Annotated in this window: 20 protein-coding genes; 8 read left to right on the top strand and 12 right to left on the bottom strand. The window is 75.6% G+C overall.

Annotated elements, in window-relative coordinates:
- Positions 1-53: 53 nt before the first annotated feature.
- Complete coding sequence (locus FXF50_RS28380) at positions 54-1,154, bottom strand: CapA family protein (protein ID WP_148431992.1); 1,101 nt, start codon at positions 1,152-1,154, stop codon at positions 54-56.
- Between the two features lie 67 nt (positions 1,155-1,221).
- Between FXF50_RS28380 and FXF50_RS28375 the strand changes: the two genes are divergently transcribed.
- Together FXF50_RS28375 and FXF50_RS28370 are read left to right on the top strand one after the other, a co-directional pair.
- Positions 1,222-2,112 (top strand): glycosyltransferase family 2 protein, encoded by an 891-nt coding sequence (locus FXF50_RS28375; protein WP_148431991.1) that lies wholly within the window; start codon positions 1,222-1,224, stop codon positions 2,110-2,112.
- 49 nt (positions 2,113-2,161) lie between these two features.
- Entirely contained in the window at positions 2,162-3,325 is a 1,164-nt protein-coding gene (locus FXF50_RS28370) for a low temperature requirement protein A (protein WP_255510234.1), read from the top strand.
- Here FXF50_RS28370 and FXF50_RS28365 read toward each other — a convergent pair.
- The 3 genes from FXF50_RS28365 to FXF50_RS28355 are packed head-to-tail and all read right to left on the bottom strand — an operon-like array spanning position 3,282 to position 6,547.
- Positions 3,282-4,145: an alpha/beta fold hydrolase gene (locus FXF50_RS28365; RefSeq protein ID WP_148431990.1), complete on the bottom strand. Its 864-nt coding sequence runs from the start codon at positions 4,143-4,145 to the stop codon at positions 3,282-3,284. The two genes, FXF50_RS28370 and FXF50_RS28365, sit on opposite strands and share 44 nt — an antisense overlap.
- Complete coding sequence (locus FXF50_RS28360; RefSeq protein ID WP_148431989.1) at positions 4,142-5,035, bottom strand: SDR family oxidoreductase; 894 nt, start codon at positions 5,033-5,035, stop codon at positions 4,142-4,144. The genes FXF50_RS28365 and FXF50_RS28360 overlap by 4 nt, the downstream gene beginning before the upstream one ends.
- A gap of 15 nt (positions 5,036-5,050) precedes the next feature.
- Positions 5,051-6,547, bottom strand: coding sequence for an NAD(P)/FAD-dependent oxidoreductase (locus FXF50_RS28355; RefSeq protein ID WP_148431988.1), 1,497 nt, complete (start codon positions 6,545-6,547; stop codon positions 5,051-5,053).
- Between the two features lie 114 nt (positions 6,548-6,661).
- Here FXF50_RS28355 and FXF50_RS28350 point away from each other — a divergent pair, with 114 nt between their 5' ends.
- The gene (locus tag FXF50_RS28350) at positions 6,662-7,324 is read left to right on the top strand and encodes a TetR/AcrR family transcriptional regulator (protein ID WP_148431987.1); all 663 of its coding nucleotides are present in this window, start codon (positions 6,662-6,664) and stop codon (positions 7,322-7,324) included.
- Here FXF50_RS28350 and FXF50_RS28345 read toward each other — a convergent pair.
- The 3 genes from FXF50_RS28345 to FXF50_RS28335 are packed head-to-tail and all read right to left on the bottom strand — an operon-like array spanning position 7,294 to position 8,778.
- Complete coding sequence (locus tag FXF50_RS28345) at positions 7,294-7,836, bottom strand: hypothetical protein (protein WP_148431986.1); 543 nt, start codon at positions 7,834-7,836, stop codon at positions 7,294-7,296. The two genes, FXF50_RS28350 and FXF50_RS28345, sit on opposite strands and share 31 nt — an antisense overlap.
- A 10-nt stretch (positions 7,837-7,846) precedes the next feature.
- Entirely contained in the window at positions 7,847-8,302 is a 456-nt protein-coding gene (locus tag FXF50_RS28340) for a hypothetical protein (protein WP_148431985.1), read from the bottom strand.
- On the bottom strand, positions 8,302-8,778 hold the full coding sequence (locus FXF50_RS28335) for a hypothetical protein (protein ID WP_148431984.1): 477 nt from the start codon (positions 8,776-8,778) through the stop codon (positions 8,302-8,304). The genes FXF50_RS28340 and FXF50_RS28335 overlap by 1 nt, the downstream gene beginning before the upstream one ends.
- A gap of 44 nt (positions 8,779-8,822) precedes the next feature.
- Here FXF50_RS28335 and FXF50_RS28330 point away from each other — a divergent pair, with 44 nt between their 5' ends.
- Entirely contained in the window at positions 8,823-9,806 is a 984-nt protein-coding gene (locus tag FXF50_RS28330) for a YafY family protein (protein WP_148431983.1), read from the top strand.
- 71 nt (positions 9,807-9,877) lie between these two features.
- Here the strand turns inward: FXF50_RS28330 and FXF50_RS28325 are convergent, their stop codons facing one another.
- Complete coding sequence (locus tag FXF50_RS28325) at positions 9,878-11,359, bottom strand: PLP-dependent aminotransferase family protein (protein ID WP_148431982.1); 1,482 nt, start codon at positions 11,357-11,359, stop codon at positions 9,878-9,880.
- Between the two features lie 29 nt (positions 11,360-11,388).
- Here FXF50_RS28325 and FXF50_RS28320 point away from each other — a divergent pair, with 29 nt between their 5' ends.
- Together FXF50_RS28320 and FXF50_RS28315 are read left to right on the top strand one after the other, a co-directional pair.
- The gene (locus FXF50_RS28320; protein ID WP_148431981.1) at positions 11,389-12,003 is read left to right on the top strand and encodes a LysE family translocator; all 615 of its coding nucleotides are present in this window, start codon (positions 11,389-11,391) and stop codon (positions 12,001-12,003) included.
- A gap of 9 nt (positions 12,004-12,012) precedes the next feature.
- Positions 12,013-12,723 carry a B3/4 domain-containing protein gene (locus FXF50_RS28315; RefSeq protein ID WP_148431980.1) on the top strand — a complete coding sequence of 237 codons (711 nt, stop codon included), beginning with the start codon at positions 12,013-12,015 and terminating at the stop codon, positions 12,721-12,723.
- A 60-nt stretch (positions 12,724-12,783) separates the two neighbouring features.
- On the opposite strand, the gene FXF50_RS28310 is transcribed toward FXF50_RS28315, so the two are convergent.
- The 3 genes from FXF50_RS28310 to FXF50_RS28300 form a co-directional block, all read right to left on the bottom strand.
- The gene (locus FXF50_RS28310) at positions 12,784-14,046 is read right to left on the bottom strand and encodes a sialidase family protein (RefSeq protein ID WP_148431979.1); all 1,263 of its coding nucleotides are present in this window, start codon (positions 14,044-14,046) and stop codon (positions 12,784-12,786) included.
- Complete coding sequence (locus FXF50_RS28305; protein WP_255510233.1) at positions 14,039-14,590, bottom strand: RNA polymerase sigma factor; 552 nt, start codon at positions 14,588-14,590, stop codon at positions 14,039-14,041. Before FXF50_RS28305 ends, FXF50_RS28310 begins: the two co-directional genes overlap by 8 nt.
- A gap of 131 nt (positions 14,591-14,721) precedes the next feature.
- Positions 14,722-15,105 (bottom strand): hypothetical protein, encoded by a 384-nt coding sequence (locus FXF50_RS28300; RefSeq protein WP_148431978.1) that lies wholly within the window; start codon positions 15,103-15,105, stop codon positions 14,722-14,724.
- Between the two features lie 71 nt (positions 15,106-15,176).
- On the opposite strand from FXF50_RS28300, the gene FXF50_RS28295 reads away from it, so the two are divergent.
- On the top strand, positions 15,177-15,605 hold the full coding sequence (locus tag FXF50_RS28295; RefSeq protein WP_148431977.1) for an archease: 429 nt from the start codon (positions 15,177-15,179) through the stop codon (positions 15,603-15,605).
- An 8-nt stretch (positions 15,606-15,613) separates the two neighbouring features.
- Here the strand turns inward: FXF50_RS28295 and FXF50_RS28290 are convergent, their stop codons facing one another.
- Complete coding sequence (locus tag FXF50_RS28290) at positions 15,614-17,032, bottom strand: RtcB family protein (RefSeq protein ID WP_148431976.1); 1,419 nt, start codon at positions 17,030-17,032, stop codon at positions 15,614-15,616.
- 76 nt (positions 17,033-17,108) lie between these two features.
- Between FXF50_RS28290 and FXF50_RS28285 the strand changes: the two genes are divergently transcribed.
- The gene (locus FXF50_RS28285; protein ID WP_148431975.1) at positions 17,109-17,915 is read left to right on the top strand and encodes an SDR family oxidoreductase; all 807 of its coding nucleotides are present in this window, start codon (positions 17,109-17,111) and stop codon (positions 17,913-17,915) included.
- Positions 17,916-18,021 lie beyond the last annotated feature (106 nt).

The following is an 18,021-nucleotide window of genomic DNA, read 5'->3' as shown; positions in this document are numbered from 1 at the left end:
CCTGAGACCGAGGGGCACCGCCGCCGGCCGGCGCGAACGTGGCCCGGGTCACGTCAGCGGAGCGTGAGCGCGCCGTCGGGGTCGCGGGCGAAGCGGGTGCCGGAGGGCCGGCCGAGGGTGTCGAGGAGATCGGCGAGCCACCCGGCCTCGGCGGGCGTGGCGGGTTGCAGCCGCATCCGGCGCATCCGGACCGGGACCAGGCGCAGCCGCCGCAGCTCGCCGGTGTCCGCGTCGAGGGTGGGCAGGTGCAGCAACCGCAACTCCGGCCGGTACGCCTCCTGCCCGCCGATCCCCTCGTAGTCGTCGATCAGGTCGCCGCAGCCGTAGAGGATCAGCCGGTCCCGATAGCGCTCGATCGGGCGGGGGTGGTGCGAGGAGTGGCCATGCACGACGTGCACCCCGGCGTCGACCAGCGCGTGCGCGAACGCGACGTGCTCGTCCGGCACCTCGTGGCCCCAGTTGCTCCCCCAGTGCACCGAGACCACCACCAGGTCCGCCGGCCGCGCGGTCCCGCCGATCCGCTGGGCGAGCGCGCCGGCTGTGGCCGCCGACACCTCCGGCAGGTACGCCACCCCGGGCCGCCCGTCCCGCGCGGCCCACTGCGGGAACACCCCGCTGGACACCGCGCCCACGGACCAGACCAGCAGCCGGCGCCCGCCGGCCAGCGGCACGACGGCCGGCCGCCACGCCTCCTCGGCGTCCCGGCCCGCGCCGGCAGTCCGGATGCCCGCGGCGCGCAGCGCGTCCAGGGTGTCGACCAGCCCGGTCGGGCCGAAGTCCAGCACGTGGTTGTTGCCCAAGGCGCAGACGTCGAGCCGGGCGGCGGTCAGGCAGGGCAGGTTGGCCGGGTGCATCCGGTAGTGGATGCCCTTGCCGGGGGCGTGCTCGCCGCGGGCGGTCACCGCCGTCTCCAGGTTGACGACGCGCACGTCCGGGCGTTCCGCGTCGAGCATCCGCAGCGCGTCGCCCCACGGCCACTGCGGCGGGGCCGGCCGCGGCACCGGGCCGCCCACCGCCTCGGCCAGCGCCACGTACCGGCGGGCGTCGGTGACCAGTTCCTCCCACAGCGCGGGCGAGCCGGCGTGGGGCAGGATCTGGTCCACGCCGCGCCCGGTCATCACGTCACCGGCGAGGAAGAGCGTCACCTCGGCCATGCCGGGGATGTTCCCGCCGTTCGCCCCGCCACGCGTGAGTCCGGCCGGCCGGGGTACCAGGGCGGCCATGACGACCGACGTGACGATCGTGGTGGCCACCCGCAACCGGCGGGAGCAGCTCCTCGCCCTGCTGCCCCGGCACACCGCCCCGGTGATCGTGGTGGACAACGGCTCCGAGGACGGCACGCCGGCCGCCGTGGCCCGGGAGTTCCCCCGGGTGCGGGTGGTGGAGCTGGGCCGCAACGCGGGCGCCGGGGCGGCGCGCAACGTCGGGGTGGGCCTGGCCCGCACGCCGTACGTGGCGTTCGCCGACGACGACTCGTACTGGGCGCCGGACGCGCTCGACCGGGCGGCCGCGGTGCTGCGCCGGCACCCGCGGACGGCCCTGCTCACCGGGGAGGTACGGGTCGGCGCGGCGGCCCGGCGGGACCCGGTCTCGGCCGCGATGGCCCGGGCGCCGCTGGGCACCGAGCCGGACGCGCCGGGGCCCACCGTGCTCGGGTTCCTGGCCTGCGCCGTGGTGCTGCGCCGCGACGCGTACCGGCAGGTCGGGGGCTTCGCCGAGCGGCTCGGCACGTACGGCGAGGAGGCGCTGCTCGCCATGGACCTGGCCGCGGCGGGCTGGAACCTCGCGTACGTGCCGGAGCTGGTGGCCCACCACCTGCCGGTGCCGGCCGGGCGCGACCCCCGGGCCCGCCGGCGGGTGGAGGCCCGCAACCGGGTGCTCACCGCGGCGCTGCGCCGGCCGGGGCGGGTGCTGCGGGCGGTGGTCGCCGACGCCTGGCGGGACCCGGCCGGGCGGGCCGGCCTGCGCGACGCGGCCCGGCAGGCCGGCTGGGTGCTGCGGCACCGGCGGCGGCTGCCGGGCGACGTGGAGGCCGCGCTGGTGGCGCTCTCCCACGCCGCCGCTCCCCTTTCCGCCGGAGTTCCGGAGCCGGTCCCGTCCGCGGCGGCCTGAGCTGGTTATCGTGTGGTGCAGCTGACCCGCCGTCGGCGAGGAGCACCGGGTGCAGAGCGACGCGTCCTTCCGGGCCTGGTACCGCCCGATGCGGGCGCGCCGGCGGGACGAGGCGCACCGGGCCGCCACCCCGCTGGAGCTCTTCTTCGACCTGTGCTTCGTGGTCGCCGTGGCGCTGGCGTCGGAGGGCCTGCACCACGACGTCGCGGAGGGGCACGTCGGGCATGGCCTGGTCAGCTACCTGAGCGTCTTCTTCGCGATCTGGTGGGCCTGGGTGAACTTCACCTGGTTCGCCTCCGCCTACGACACCGACGACGACGTCTACCGGCTGACCGTGCTGGTGCAGATCGCCGGGGCGCTGATCCTCGCCGCGGGCGTGCCGCGCGCCTTCGGCGAGGCCGACTTCACCACGATCACCTACGGGTACGTGGTGATGCGGCTGGCCGCCACGGTGAACTGGCTGCGGGCGGCCGCCGGCGATCCGGCGCACCGGGCCACCGCGCTGACGTTCGCGGTCGGCGTGGGTGTGGTGCAGGCCGGCTGGCTGCTCCGGCTCCTCCTGCCGCCCGCCTGGCTCATGCCCGCCTTCGTGGTGCTGGTCGTCGCCGACCTCCTGGTGCCGGTGCTGGGCGAGCGGCGCCGGCAGACCACCTGGCACCCGCACCACATCGCCGAGCGGTACCAGCTGTTCACCCTCATCGTCCTGGGCGAGGCGGTGCTCTCCACGTCGGTGGCGATCCAGCGCGGGGTGGACGCGGGCAACGGGCAGCTGTGGTCGCTGGCCGCCGCCGGCACGCTGATCGTCTTCGCGATCTGGTGGCTCTATTTCGACCGGCCCGACCCGCTGCCGCCGGCGTCGGTGCACGGGGCGCTGACCTGGGGCTACGGCCACTACTTCGTCTTCAGCTCGATCGCGGCGGTCGGCGCCGGGCTGGCCGTGGCGGTCGACCACGAGCTGCACACCGGGCACGCCTCCGGCCGGGTGGCCGGCTACGCGGTGGCCGTGCCCGTCGCGGTCTACCTGGTCGCCCTCTGGGCGCTGCACCTGCCGGCCAAGCGCGGCGCCGGCCTGGTGCTGTTCCCCGCCGCGGCGGCGCTGGTGCTCGTGACGCCGTGGCTGTTCGCGCCGGTCGACCTGATCGCCGGCGTGCTCGTGGTCCTGGTGGCCGTCACGCTGGTGCTGCGGCACCGGACGGCGACCAGAACCGCCTGACCAGGCCCTCGAACTCGGCGGCCCGCTCGATCTGCGGCATGTGGCCGGTGTCGCGGAACAGGTGGCCCTGCGCGCTCGGCAGCCGCGACCGCGCGAACGAGAGGTGGGCGGCGGGCAGGATCAGGTCCCGGTCGCCCCAGACGACCAGGGTGGGCAGGTCGAGCGCGGCCACCGCGTGGAGCAGTTCGGCCCGCCACTCGGGGCGTACGCCGCGCCAGGTGCCGAGGCTGCGCACCAGTTCCAGCATCACCCGGGCGGCGTGCGGCTGCCGGGCCGCGGCCAGGGCGGTGGCGATCCGCGCCTCGGTGACGTACGCCGGGTCGTGGAAGATGGCCCGCTCGGTGCGGCGGGCGATCGCCGGGTGGGGGCGCAGCAGCAGTCGGGCGAGGGGCCGCACGGCGAGCAGCCGCAGCGCGGCGGTCACCTCCTTGCCGAAGCCGGCGCTGTTGACCAGCACGAGGCTGGCCGCCCGCTCCGGCGCGTCGGCGGCGAGCCGCATGGCCACCGCCCCGCCCATGGAGTTGCCGACCAGGTGCGCCGGGCCGGTGACGCCGGCGGCGTCCAGGAACCCGGCGACGGCCGCGGCCAGCGCCGGCAGGGTGTGCGGGTCGTCCAGCGGGGCGGAGCCGCCGTGCCCGGGCAGGTCCACGGAGAGCACCCGGTGGTCGCGGGCCAGCCCCGCGTGCACGGCGGCGAAGTCCTCGAGGGTCCGGCCGATGCCGTGCAGCAGCACCACGGGCGTGCCGTGGCCGTCGATCCGGCAGCGCATCCGCCGCCCCGCGACGGTCAGCTCCTCGGCCGGCGGCAGGGCGAGGGTCACGCCGGCCGTCCCGGGTCCGACGGCACGGGCTCGGTGGCGGGGCGCGGGGCCGGCACCCGGGCCGGGCGCGGCCGCATCCCGAGGGCCAGCACCTTTCCGTACCCGGCGGGGGCGACCCGGGCCAGCAGGTCGGGCAGCTTCGCCGACCAGCCGATCAGCACCCGGCCGCGGCGGCGCTCGACCCCGCGCAGGATCACCTCGGCGGCCTTCGCCGGGTCGATGGAGAGCAGCTTCTCGAACTGCTTCCGGCCGGCCTCGTACTCCTCGGTCGAGACGCCGCTGCCCACCCGGGCGCTGCTCGCGATCCGGGTGCGGATGCCGCCCGGGTGCACCGAGGTGACCCCGACCCCGTCGTCGACCAGCTCGTGCCGCAGCGCCTCGGTGAAGCCACGCACCGCGAACTTGCTGGCCGAGTAGGCGGCCTGCCCGGCGGGCGCGATCAGCCCGAAGAGGCTGGAGACGTTGACCAGGTGGGCCCCCGGTTCGGCCTTGAGCGCGGGCAGCAGCGCGTGGGTCAGCCGGACCACGGCCCGGAAGTTGATCTCGATGACCCAGAGGAACTCCTCCAGGGTGACCTGGTCGAACCGGCCGCCCAGCGCCACCCCGGCGTTGTTGACCAGCAGCCGGATCCGCGGGTGCGCGCCGAGGATCTCGGCGGCGACCCGGTCGGTGGCGTCGGCGTCGGCGAGGTCGACCAGGTGGGTCTCGACGCGCCGGTCGGGGTACGCGGCGCGGATTGCGGCGACCACCGCGTCCAGCCGCTCGGCGTCCCGGTCGAGCAGGACCAGGTCGGCGCCCCGGCGGGCCAGCCCGTGCGCCAGGGCCTCACCGATGCCGCTGGCCGCGCCGGTCAGCACCGCGGTGCCGCCGGGGAAGACGAAGTCACGCATGACGCTCCTCGGTGCTCAGGCGACGGGCGCGGGACGGTCGGGGACGGTGGCGGGCGTGCCCGCGCGGGAGAAGCGCACGCCGGAGTCGGTGAGCCGGCCGTGCCGCATCAGCAGCACGTCGCGGGGATAGTTCTGGTGCAGTCGCCAGGGCGCGGCCGGGCCCTGCTTGGGCAGCCGGTCGACGGCCCGCAGCACGTACCCGGACTGCAGGTCGATGATCGGCACCAGGTCGGTGGTGTCCGGGGCGAGCGGGGTGACGATCTGCTGGCCGGTGTCGTCGAGGTGGCGCAGCAACCGGCAGACGTACGTGGCGACGAGGTCGGCCTTGAGCGTCCAGGAGGCGTTGGTGTAGCCGATGGTCATGGCGAAGTTCGGCACGCCGGAGAGCATCATGCCCTTGTAGGCGACGGTCGAGGCGAGGTCGACCTCGGCGCCGTCCACGGTGAGGGTCATCCCGCCGAGGGCCAGCAGGTTGAGGCCGGTGGCCGTGACCACGACGTCGGCAGGCAGTTCCTCGCCGGAGCTGAGCCGGATGCCCCGCTCGGTGAAGGTGTCGATGGTGTCGGTGACGACCGACGCCGTCCCGGCGCTCAGGGCGGCGAACAGGTCCCCGTCGGGCACCACGCAGAGCCGCTGGTCCCAGGGGTTGTAGCGGGGCGAGAAGTGCCGGTCGAGGTCGTAGCCGACCGGGAGTTTGCCCTTGGCGGCCCGGCGGAGGAACCTCTTCACCACGCCCGGGGCGCGCCGGCTGAGCTGGAAGTTGGCCACCCCGAGCGCCACGTTCTTCCAGCGGGTCACCGCGTACGCGGCCTTCGCCGGGAGCCAGCGCCGCGCCGCGTCGGCGAGCGGGTCGCGCGAGGGCAGCGCGATGACGTACGTGGGTGAGCGCTGGAGCATGGTGACGTGGCCGGCCCGCTCGGCCATGGCCGGGACCAGGGTGACCGCCGTGGCGCCGCTGCCGATCACCACCACCCGCTTGCCGGCGTAGTCCAGGTCCTCGGGCCAGTGCTGCGGGTGCACCAGCCGGCCGGCGTACCGCTCGACGCCGGGGAACTCGGGCGTGTAGCCCTCGTCGTAGCGGTAGTAGCCGGAGTTGGTGAACAGGAACCCGCAGGTCAGGACCACCTCCTCGCCGGTGTCGTCGCGGTGGGCGTGCACCGTCCAGCGGGCGGTGGCGCTGTCCCACTCGGCGCGCAGCACCCGGTGGTGGAAGCGGATGTGCTCCTGCACCCCGTGCTCGCGGGCGGTCTCCCGGACGTAGGACCGGATGGCGTCGCCGTCGGCGATCGCCTTGGGGTTGGTCCACGGCTTGAACGAGTAACCGAGGGTGAACATGTCGGAGTCGGAGCGGATGCCCGGGTAGCGGAACAGGTCCCAGGTGCCGCCGACGGCGCCCCGGGCCTCCAGCACCGCGTACGTCTTCCCGGGGCACTGGAGTTGCAGGTGGACGGCGGCACCGACGCCGGAGAGCCCGGCACCGACGATGAGGACGTCGACGTGTTCGGAGGCCATGGCATCTCCCGTTCGGCCGGCAGTGGACCGGACCCTATCCATCCCCGTCGACGCCAGTCAACACCCTGTCGAGTGGAATCGACAGGGTGTCGAACAGGTGTAACATCGGCCGACATGACCCCCGCCCGTACCTCGACCGGCACCGCGCCGACGCGCGGGCGGCGGCCCGGCCGCTCCACCGGCGACGACCGGGAGGGGGCCATCCTCGCCACCGCCGAGCGGCTGCTCGGGCAGCGGCCCTTCGGCGAGATCTCCATCGACGACCTGGCCCGGGGCGCCGGCATCTCCCGGCCCACGTTCTACTTCTACTTCCCGTCCAAGGACGCGGTGCTGCTCACCCTGCTCGACCGGGTGACCGAGGAGGCCGACACGGCCGCGGGCGACGCGCTGGTCCGGCTCGCCGACGACCCGCGGGCCCGGTGGCGGGAGCTGATCGCCCGGTTCCACGCCACCTTCGGCGGCCACCGCGACGTGGTGCTGGCCTGCGCCCAGGTGCGCGGCACCAACGCCGAGGTGCGCCGGCTCTGGGCCGAGGTCCTCGAACGCTGGGTACGCGCCGTCGAGGCGGCCATCGAGGGCGAACGCGCACGCGGCGCGGCCCCGGACGGGCTGCCCGCCCGGGACCTCGCCATCGCGCTGAACTCCATGAACGAGCGGGTCTGGTACGCGACCTTCGCCGGCGACGGGCCGGCCGTGGCCGAGCGGGACGTGGTCGACGTGCTGCTCGACGTCTGGCTGACCGCGATCTACCGGACCACCGCACCGCCGCCGGCCTGAGCGGCGGCATGCGCCTCGCGCAGCCGCCGTATCACCAGGTCGAACTCGGCGGCGGGCAGCGCCGGGCCGGTGAGGCTCTCCAGCTGGCGCATCAGCACCGAGCCGCGCGACTGCACGGGCGTCTCCACTGCCCCGTCCCGGGTCAGCACGCACAGGGTCCACTGCCGGCCTTCGAGGCCAGGGCCGGAGAGGACGGTCGGGCCCGGGTAGAAGCCGGTCACCTCCCGCCAGGGCAGGAGCCGGGAGAAGAGCACGTTGCGGATCAGCAGCCCACGCTCGCCGTGGTAGACGCCGACCAGGTGGAACCGGACCGCGACGAGCAGGACCCCGACGATCACCGCGATGGCGACGGCCATCGACCCGGCCTGGTCGGCGGCGAGCCGACCGGCGACCAGCTCGGTCACCATCCCGGCCGACAGGACGAGCAGCGCCAGGCTGCCGTACAGGATGGCCACCCCGGCGGGGACCTGCCGCCTTGTCGTCCAGGGATCGGCCCGTCTCCATCTCCGCACCCCGGTCACACTAGCCGGTACGGGCAAACTCCATGATCCAGTTGGTCTCCCAGGTGCGCTCGCCGTCGGTGGAGAACGCCTGCTCCCAGCGGCAGGAGGTGGGCGTGATCCCGGACCAGATGAACCGGCAGCGGATCGGCCGCCCCTCGTCGGTGTCGTCGGCGTGGAAGGTGCCCACGCCGTCGACGAACCGGCCGACCATCGGCGGCTGTTCGAGCACCCCGCGACGGCTGTTCATCCAGTAGATCGACCAGAGCCCGGTCTCCGCGTCACGGATGCGGACCGTCGAGCCGGAGAAGCCCCGGGTCGGGAAGCGGATCTCGTCGAAGCTGCCGGCGCCGTCGAAGAACGAGTGCGCCACGCTCGTGCCGGGGAACTCGTCCCAGTCGTCGCTGCCGACGTGTCGCTTCCGCAGCCGCCGGTTGGTCACGTCCCAGCTGCCGACGAGGAAGTCGAAGTCGCCCATCAGAAACCCACCTTTCCCTCGGCCCGGTTGTCGGCCAGGTAGCCGGCCAGGTCCGGCCGGTCGGGGGCGAGCACGTGCCGGACCCAGGCCGTCCGCTCGTGCTCCAGCACGCCCAGCTCCCAGACGCAGCCCACGCCGGGCCGGTCCAGCGGCACGAAGTGCGCCGGGTCGTCGTCCGGGCAGTCCAGCGCGGGCTGGCCGGCGATCGCGATCCGGCACTCCACCACGTTGTCGAAGAACCAGCTGTACGCCAGCAGGTACGCGCCGGTGTCCGCGCCCCGGTGCAGCACCACCCAGCCGGCCGGCGGCGTGCTGCCGTCCGGCTCGGGCAGCAGCTTCGGCAGGTACGCGTACGCGGCCTCGACCACCTCCGGTTCGAGGCGGCGGTCCGGTTGGTCGATGTGGTAGCGCTTGACGTGCCGGCCGGCGACCTCGACGGCCCCCGGCACGGTCAGTTCCTTGTTCTGGAATGCCATGCCGGGACGGTAGGACCGCTCCCCTGACAGCTAGTGTCAGTGGAGTGCGGGCCAGTCGCCTCCTCTCCCTCCTGCTGCTGCTCCAGGCCCACGGCCGGCTCACCGCCGCCGAGCTGGCCCGCCGGCTGGAGGTGTCCGTCCGCACCGTCTACCGCGACGTCGAGGCGCTGCACGCCGCCGGCATTCCGCTCTACGGCGAGGCCGGGCACGCCGGCGGCTACCGGCTCGTCGACGGCTGGCGGACCCGGCTCACCGGGCTCACCGCCGAGGAGGCCGACCGGCTGCTGTTCGCCGGGCTGCCCGGACCGGCCGCCGAGCTGGGCTACCAGTCGGTCGTGGCCACCCTGCAACTCAAGCTGCGCGCCGCGTTGCCGCCGCCGCTCGCCGACCGGGCCGACCGGCTCCAGCAGCGGTTCCACCTGGACACCCCCGGCTGGTACTCCGACGGCGACCCGTCGCCGTACCTGGCCGCCGCGGCCGAGGCGGTGTGGCGGGAGCACCGGATCCGGGTCCGCTACCGGAGCTGGACCGGAGAGGTGACCCGGGTGCTCGAACCGTACGGGCTGGTGCTCAAGGGCGGCCGCTGGTACGTCGTGGCCGCCCGCCCGGACCGTGCCGAGCCGGCCACCTACCGGGTCAACCAGATCCTCGACCTGACCGCGCTGGACGAGCCGTTCGACCGGCCGGAGTTCGACCTGCCGGCCTGGTGGCGGGCGCACGTGGTCGCCTTCCGGGCCGGGCTGCACCGGGACGAGGCGACCATCCGGCTCTCGCCCCGGGGCCGGGAACGGCTGCGGGAGGTCGCCACCGACGCGGTGGTCGCCGCGGTGGACGCCAGCGCCGGCCCACCCGACGCGGCGGGCTGGGTGCGGGCCGTCGTACCCATCGAGTCGCTCACCCACGCGCACGGTGACCTGCTGCGGCTCGGCGCCGAGGTCGAGGTCCTGACCCCCGCCACCCTGCGCGCCCGCCTCGCGGAGACGGCAACGGCCCTCGCGGCCCTCTACCACCCGCCCGCACCCCGTTGATCAAGAGGTTTGCGTCGGTGTCGATCTCCCCGGAGACGCGAACCTCTTGATCAACGCGGCGAGGGGGCGAGTCAGCGCAGGTCGTGGAGGGTGGTGGCCAGGGTTCTCAGGGCGCGGTCGATGTCCCCGGCGGGGTTGGCGGCGTAGCCGAGGACCAGGCCGGGGGGTTGCGGGTGCTGGGCGTGCCACGAGAGGGGTTGGACCTTCACGCCGCGGCGCAGCGCCGCCGCGGCGAGGGCCGTGTCGTCGACGTCGCCGGGCAGCGTCACCAGCAGGTGCAGGCCGGCCGCGGCGCCGTGCACGACCGCACCGGGCAGGTGCTCGCGGAGCGCCCGGATCATCGCGTCGCGGCGGCGGACGTGCCGGCGGCGCAGCAGCCGCAGGTGGCGTTCCAGCGCGCCGGAGTCCATCAGCTCGGCCAGGACCAGTTGCGGCAGCGCGGCGTTGCCGAGGTCGGCCATCCGCTTGGCCGCCACCAGGTCGGCGTGCCACCGGGGCGGCACCAGCACCCAGCCGATCCGCAGCGCCGGGGCGAGCAGCTTGGAGACGCTGCCGGTGTAGCAGACCCCGTCCGGCAGCATCCCGCGCAGCGCCGGCACCGGCGGGCGGTCGTAGCGGTGCTCGGCGTCGTAGTCGTCCTCGATCACCACGCCGCCGCGCCGGGCCCAGCGCAGCAGCCGGCGGCGGCGGTCGCCGTCGAGCACCACCCCGGTCGGGAACTGGTGCGCTGGGGTGAGCATCACGGCCGGGGCGCCGCTGGCCTCCAGCCGGTCGACGCGCAGGCCGTGGGCGTCGACCGGGATCGGCGGGGTGTCCAGCCGCCAGTTGTTCAGGTGCTGGCGTACGCCGAGCGAGCCGGGGTCCTCCACGGCCACCGTGTGCACGCCGTCGGCGTGCAGCACCTGGGCGAGCAGGCCGAGCGCCTGGGACACCCCGGCCACGACCACCACCTCGGCCGGGTCCACCCGGATGCCGCGGTTGCGGGCCAGCCAGGTGGCGACCGCGAGCCGCAGCGCGGGGGTGCCGGTCGGATCGCCGTACCCGAAGTCGGCGGGCGCCAGGCGGTGCAGCACCGCGCGTTCCGCGCGCAGCCAGGCCGCGCGGGGAAAGGCCGCCAGATCGGGTACGCCGGGCGTCAGGTCCAGCTCCGCCGGAGCGGTGCGCAGCGCGTCGAAGACCTCGGTGCCCGGCGACCGCGCGGCGAACACCTCCGGCGGGCGGGGCGGCGGCGCCGGCGGGCGGGTGACCACGGCGGCCGGGGTGGCCACGACGACGGTGCCGGCCCGGCCCCGCCCGACCACCTGCCCGTCCTCGGTGAGCCGCTGGTACGCCTCGGTCACCACGCCCCGGGACACGCCCAGCTCGGCGGCGAGCACCCGGCTGGCCGGCAGCCGGGCGCCGACCGGAACCCGGCCGTCGGCGATGGCGGCCCGCAGCCGGGCGGCCAGCCAGTCGGCCCGGCCACCGGGCGGGGCCTCGCCGACGTCGAGCTGGAGGAAGTCGGCACCGGCCGTTATGGACCTCTCTGTCGCCGTTGGTTTGGCCCTATCCATCGGACCATTATGGTCGCAGGCTGGACCACATGACCATCGCCTTCCTCCTGACCACGCTCGTCGTGGTGATCACCCCAGGCACCGGGGTCGTCTACACCCTCGCCACCGGCCTCTCCGCCGGCCGCCGGGCCGGCCTGGTGGCCGCCGCCGGCTCCACCGTCAGCCTCGTCCCGCACCTGGTCGCCGCGGTGACCGGGCTGGCGGCCCTGCTCCGCGCCGGCACACCGGCGTTCCGGGTGGTCACCTGGCTGGGGGTGGCGTACCTGCTCTGGATGGCCTGGGCGGCGTTGCGCGACCGCGGCCCGCTGCTGCCGGTCGACGGGGACCACCCGCCGCGCCCGGCCGGCCGGGTGTTCCGCGACGGGGTGCTGATGAACCTGCTCAACCCCAAGGTCACCGTCTTCTTCGTGGCGTTCCTGCCACAGTTCGTCCCACCCGACGCGCCGGACGCGGCGGCCCGGATGCTGGCCTGCGGCACCGTGTTCATGCTGGCCACCCTCGTGGTCTTCGCCGGGTACGCGCTGCTGGCCGGCGCGCTGCGCCGCCGGGTGCTGGCGCGGCCCCGGCTCACCGCGCTGCTGCGGCACGGTTTCGCCGGCAGCTTCCTCGCGCTGGGCCTCGGCCTGGCCCTCACCGCCCGATAGGAGTCCTCCGTGCGCTTCCGGCACTCCCCGCAGGTCCGGTCGAGCTTCCCCGAGCTGACCTGCGGCGTCCTGCACGCCACCGGCATCACCCCCGGCGTCGACGTCACCCCACGACTCGACCGCTACGCCGACACGGCCCGCGCCCGCCTCGCCGGCGGCCCGGAGGGCGGCTTCCCGGAGATCCAGGCGTGGCGCCGCGCCTTCGCCCGGATGGGTTCGCCGCCCACCCGCTACCGGTGCGCCGCCGAGTCGCTGCTGCGCCGGTTCCGCCGGGACGGGGCGCTGCCCCGGCTGCACCCGCTGGTCGACCTGGGCAACGCCCTCTCCCTCGGGTACGCCGTGCCGGTGGCCGTGCTCGACCTTCACCGGATCGACGGGGACCTGACCGTGCGCCGGGCCACCGGCACGGAGACCTACCTGACCCTCGGCGGGGAGGAGGAGCACCCCGAGCCCGGTGAGCTGATCTTCGCGGACGAGGCCGGTCACGCCCACTCCCGGCGCTGGACCCACCGCCAGAGCGGCGCGTCGGCGGTGCGCGCGGACACCGCCGACGTGCTGGTGGTGATCGAGGCGATGCACGCCGGCGCCGCGGAGACCGTGCCCCGGATGCTCACCGAGCTGGCCGCCGCGCTGGCCGAGGAGTGGGGCGCGCCGGCCCGGACCGCGATGCTGACCCCCGAGGCGCCCGAGTTCGCAACGTCCGCCACGCGCAGCGTGTGAGGTTTCCTGCGGCCCCGTCGCGAGGGGTGCTCCCGTCGGGACCCGGGAGCACCCCCACCGTCAGGGCAGCTCCGGCGGGTCCAGCCAGGTCCAGGTCACGCCGTCGGCGGAGAGCCAGGCGCCCTTGCTGTCCGGCCAGCCGGTCTGCGCGTACCCGCCGGGCACCGGGCGCGGGTCGGCCCCCGGGCCCAGCGGGGCGGCACGCAGCGTCGCGCCGCCGTCAGAGCTCGCGAACATCAACGGGTCCTCCCCGGCGGAGATGCCGGCTTGGACCATCAGCACCCCGTCGGGGCGTACCGCCGCCCGGACGGTGCGCTCGCCGACCTGGGCCGTGCCGGCGGCACGCGCCCAGGTGTCACCGCCGTCCGTGCTGCGCCACACCACGAGGGCGCCCCGCACCCGGCCCACCGCGTAGACGGTGCGCCCGTCGTGGGTGGCGACCGCCGGGCCGCCCACGTCGTCCGAGGCGGTGAGGTCGTCCGGGAACTCGTGTCGCGACCAGGTGCGGCCGCCGTCCCGGCTCACCTCGACGGCGCCGCCGGTCCAGATGATCCGCCCGCCGTCGCCGACATGCTGGCCGGTCCGGCCGGTGACCCAGAGGCCGGCGTCGGCCGGCACGCTCTCGACCACCGCCGCGTTGCGCAGCGTCGACCGCCTGGCGAGCTGGGCGAGGTCGCCGGTGGCCGGGTCCACGGCCACGAGGGGCACGTCGCTCGGGCCCGGCTGCTCGCCGAGCACCCGCCAGCCGGCCGGCAGCGCGTCGACCCGCCGCGGGGTCACCTCCCGCCACGTGGCCCCGCCGTCGGCGCTGGCGATCCACCGTTGCGGTGTCGGAGCGGACCGGGACTGGTACCAGGCCACCATGGTGCGTGGTCCGGCCGACCGCAGGTCCACCAGGGCGTCGTCCGGCACCGGAAGCGGGCCGGTGCGCCAGTGCCGGCCGCCGTCGTCGGTGCCCGCCCAGCGCAGCGGGCAACCGTTGCGGCACTCGGTCCAGCGCAGGTAGACGTGGGTCAGGTCACCGACGGCGGGACGGCCGGTGAGGACCTGCCGGCCGGGGACGGGATCGGCGGTGGGCGTGGCGCCCGGCGTGGGGATGAAGTCCGGGGTGCGATCCGTGCCGAACCGGGCCGGTGGGGTGGAGTCGTCCGACCGGGCCGCCACGGCGACGCCCGAGCCGGCGACCAGCAACGCCACCGTGGCCACGGCGAGAATCTGCCGCCGGCGTCTGCGCCGCCGGGCCGCGGCGACGACCTGCGCGAAGTGCGGCTTGAAGCCGGCCTGGGCGGCGGTGTTCAGGCCGACGAAGTCCGGCTCAGGCATGGCGGGCCTCCCGCTCCGGCCGGGCCGCGGCCGGATCGGACGACGCCGGCCGGGCCGCGTCCTCGTCGCCGAGGTGGTCGGCGAGGGCACGGCGGGCCCGGACCAGGCGGGTCTTCACCGCCTCCACCGAGCAACCCAGCGCGGTGGCCACCTCGGTCACCGGCAGGTCCGCGAGGTGGTGCAGCACGACGGTCTCCCGGGCCTGCCGGGGCAGCCGCTGCAACGCCGCCACCAGGGCGACGTGATCCGGGGTGAGGTCCGGCGCGCTGGGCCGCGCCGGGTCCAGCCGCCCGGAGCGGACCAGGCCGTGCAGCAGCACCCGGCGGCGGTGCCGGGACCGGGCGACGTTCAGCGCCACCGTGCGCAGCCAGGCCTCCGGGTTGGCCACCTCCCGGAACCGCGCCGGCCGGGCCAACGCCCGGACGAACGCCTCCTGCACGACGTCCTGCGCCTCCGCGTAGTCGCCGGTCATGGCGTACATCTGGGCCACCAGCCGGGCCGCCGAGGCGGCGTACACCTGTCTGACGTGTTGCTGTGGGTCCACATCGTCCCCTCCCGGGTCGGTCGCTTCGTTACCTACGACCGGCGAGCGGGCGGTGCGGTGACATCGCCGTCGGCGCGGCGACGGCGGCCGGGCCGGCGGGTCGAGGTGGGGCGGCCGACGTGCGGCGACGGTCAGGCGTCGGGGCGGTCCCGGTCGTCGGTCGCCATGAGCTCGTCGAACTCGGCCGGGGTGATCTCGCCGGTGCGCAGCCGGCGGGCGTTCGCGGCGAAGCGGGCGATCGCGGCGCCCCGCGGGTCGGGCGGGGTCAGCAGGCCGGTGTCCGCGGCCGCCACGTCGGCCACCTGGCGGGGGTCGTCGGTGTCGACGGGCTCGCCGTGCAGCTCACGCAGCGCGGCGGCGAGCCGGGCGTCCTGCGCGTCGCCGGCGCCCCACCAGCGCCGGGCCAGGTCGACCGTGCGGCCGAGGCTGTCGTCGCCCACCCGCTCGGCCCGCAGCACGGCCCGCATCATGCTCAGGAAGGTGACGGTGACGGCGTCGGAGTCATCGGCGATCATGCGTTGCACCCTAGCGACCGGCTGCGACAAAACCGGTGGGGCCTCCGACCGCCGGGGGCATGATCGGGGGCATGGAGCGACGACCGGCCCGGGGGCACCGGAACATCCCGCACACCGCCGACGTCCGCATCGAGGCGTGGGCGCCGGACCGGGAGGGCTGCGTGGCCGAGGCGGTCACGGCCCTCGTGGACACCTTCGTGGACACCACCGGGGCCGCCGCCGACGGGGAGACCACCTTCCGGGTGCCGCCGGGCGCCGACGCGGACCTGCTGGTCGGCGTCCTCGACGAGGTCATCTTCCGGATGGACACGGCGGGTGAGCTGCCGCTGGAGACCGAGGTGCGGGCGGCCGACGACGGCGGCCTGGCGGTGCGCTGGCGAACCACCGGCACCGACGCCGTGGAGCTGGTCGGCGCGGTCCCCAAGGCGGTGTCCCTGCACGAGCTGTGCTTCGCCGCGGAATCCGCCGGCTGGCGCTGCGCGGTGACGCTGGACGTCTGATCGGGCGCTCAGCCCTTCACCACGCCGAGCGGGACCAGCCGGGCCACCTTCCGGCACAGGCCGGCGCCCTCGGCCGCCGCCACCACGGCGGCCACGTCCTTGTACGCGGCCGGCATCTCCTCGGCCAGCCCGCGCCGGCTGGCGCCCCGCACCGCGATGTCCTGCGCCTCCAGTTCACGGCGCGGGTCGTGCCCGCGTACCGCCTTGGTGGCCTGCTTGCGGCTCTGCACCCGGCCCGCGCCGTGGCAGGTCGACGCCCAGGCCGGCGCGCCGGGCACGCCGGTGAGCACGTACGAGCCGGTGCCCATGGAGCCGGGGATGAGCACCGGTTGCCCGACCGGGCGCAGGTCGTCGGGCAGGTCGGGGTGCCCCGGCGGGAGGGCCCGGGTGGCTCCCTTGCGGTGCACGCAGAGCGGGCGGGACGTCCCGTCCACCTCGTGCGTCTCGATCTTGGCGAGGTTGTGCGAGATGTCGTACACCAGGTCGAGGTCGCAGCCGGTGACCCGGGCGAAGACCTGCCGGGCGGCGTGGGCGAGCAGCTGGCGGTTGGCCCGGGCGTAGTTGGCCGCGGCGGCCATCGCCCCCAGGTAGGCCCGGCCCTCGTGGGAGGAGACCGGCGCGCAGGCGAGCTGCCGGTCGGGGACGTGGATTCCGTACCCGGGCATCACCTTCTCCATGCCGCGGACGTAGTCCGTGCAGATCTGGTGGCCCAGCCCCCGCGAACCACAGTGGATCATGACGCAGACCTGGCCGGCGCGGAGCCCGAAGGCAGCCGCCACGGCCTCGTCGTAGACCTCCTCCACCGCCTGCACCTCGAGGAAGTGGTTGCCGGAGCCGAGGCTGCCGACCTGGCGGGCGCCCCGCTCCACCGCCCGCTCGCTCACCTGGGCCGGGTTCGCGTCGCCCACCGCGCCGTAGTCCTCGCAGCGGTCCAGGTCCCGTTGGACGCCGAAGCCGCGCTCGACGGCGTACCGGGAGCCGCCGCGGAGCACCGCGTCGAGTTCCGCCCCGTCGGTCAGGTGCCACACGGCGCCCTTGCCCATGCCCCGCGGGGTGGACTCGCTGAGGCCGTCCATGACGGCGTCCAGCCGGGGGCGCAGCGCCGCCCGGTCCAGGTCGGCGGTGAGCAGCCGGACCCCGCAGGAGATGTCGAAGCCGACCCCGCCGGGCGAGACCACTCCCCCGTCCTCGACGTCGGTGGCGGCGACCCCGCCGATCGGGAAGCCGTAGCCCCAGTGCACGTCCGGCATGGCGTAGGAGGCGCCCACGATGCCGGGCAGGGTGGCGACGTTCGCCACCTGCTCCAGCGACTTGTCCGCCCCGGCGTCCGGGAGGAGATCGCGGGACGCGAAGACCACCCCCGGCACCCGCATGGGGTCGTGCCGGTCGATCCGGAACCGGTACGGCGACTCCTCGACCAGGTCCATGCCCGCCCGGCTACCCCGGGCCGGAGCGGTTACACCCGGTCTGGTTCGACCCGCCCGATCCGGGTAGTGCGGCAGCATGCCCCAGCGACACGAGGACTACGACCGGATCGCCGTCGTCACCGGCGCGGACTCCGGCATCGGCAAGGCGTGTGCCGTGGCGCTCGCCCAGGCCGGCTTCGACATCGGCATCACCTGGTACGGCGACCGGGACGGCGCCGAACGCACCGCCACCGAGTTACGCGCCGCCGGCCGCCGCTGCGAGGTGGCCGAGCTGGACCTCACCCGCCTGCCCGGGGCGGCGGCGGTCGTCGACGAGCTGGCCGACCGGCTCGGCGGGCTCGGCGTGCTGGTCAACAACGCCGGCACCGGCCTGTCCACGCCCTTCGTCGAGGTGGCCTGGGAGCAGTGGCGGGAGGTGCTCGCCGTGGACCTGGACGGGCCGTTCCTCTGCTCCCAGCGGGCGGCCCGGCGGATGCGGGCGGCCGGCCGGGGCGGCCGGATCATCAGCATCACCAGCGTGCACGAGCACGCGCCGCGGGTCGGCTCGTCGGCGTACTGCGCGGCGAAGGGCGGGCTGGGGCTGCTCACCCAGGTGATGGCGCAGGAGTTGGCGGCGGACGGGATCACCGTCAACGCGGTCGCCCCCGGTGAGATCGCCACCCCGATGACCGGCCAGGAGGACGTGGACCCGTTCACCCAGGAGCGCCCGGGCGTGCCGGTGGGCCGGCCCGGGGACGCCCGGGAGGTGGCGGCGGTCGTCGCCCTGCTCGCCTCGCCCGCCGCCGCCTATGTCACCGGGGCGTCCTGGCCGGTGGACGGGGGGATGTTGATGATGGGCCCGCAGGCGTCGTCGTTGCCCGACGATTCGTGGCGGTCGGTGTGAGGGTGGGGCCGACCGTGCCGGCTCCGTGACGGTCGGCCCCACCCCGTCGTGGGTCAGGTTCGCGCGTCGCTGCCGGCCTCCGCGATCACGTCGAGACCCGGTCCGG

The sequence above is a fragment of the Micromonospora sp. AP08 genome (assembly GCF_008085935.1).
Taxonomy (GTDB): domain Bacteria; phylum Actinomycetota; class Actinomycetes; order Mycobacteriales; family Micromonosporaceae; genus Micromonospora; species Micromonospora chersina.
The sequence above is the reverse complement of the archived record's forward strand: the minus strand, read 5'-3'. Positions and strand labels throughout refer to the sequence as shown.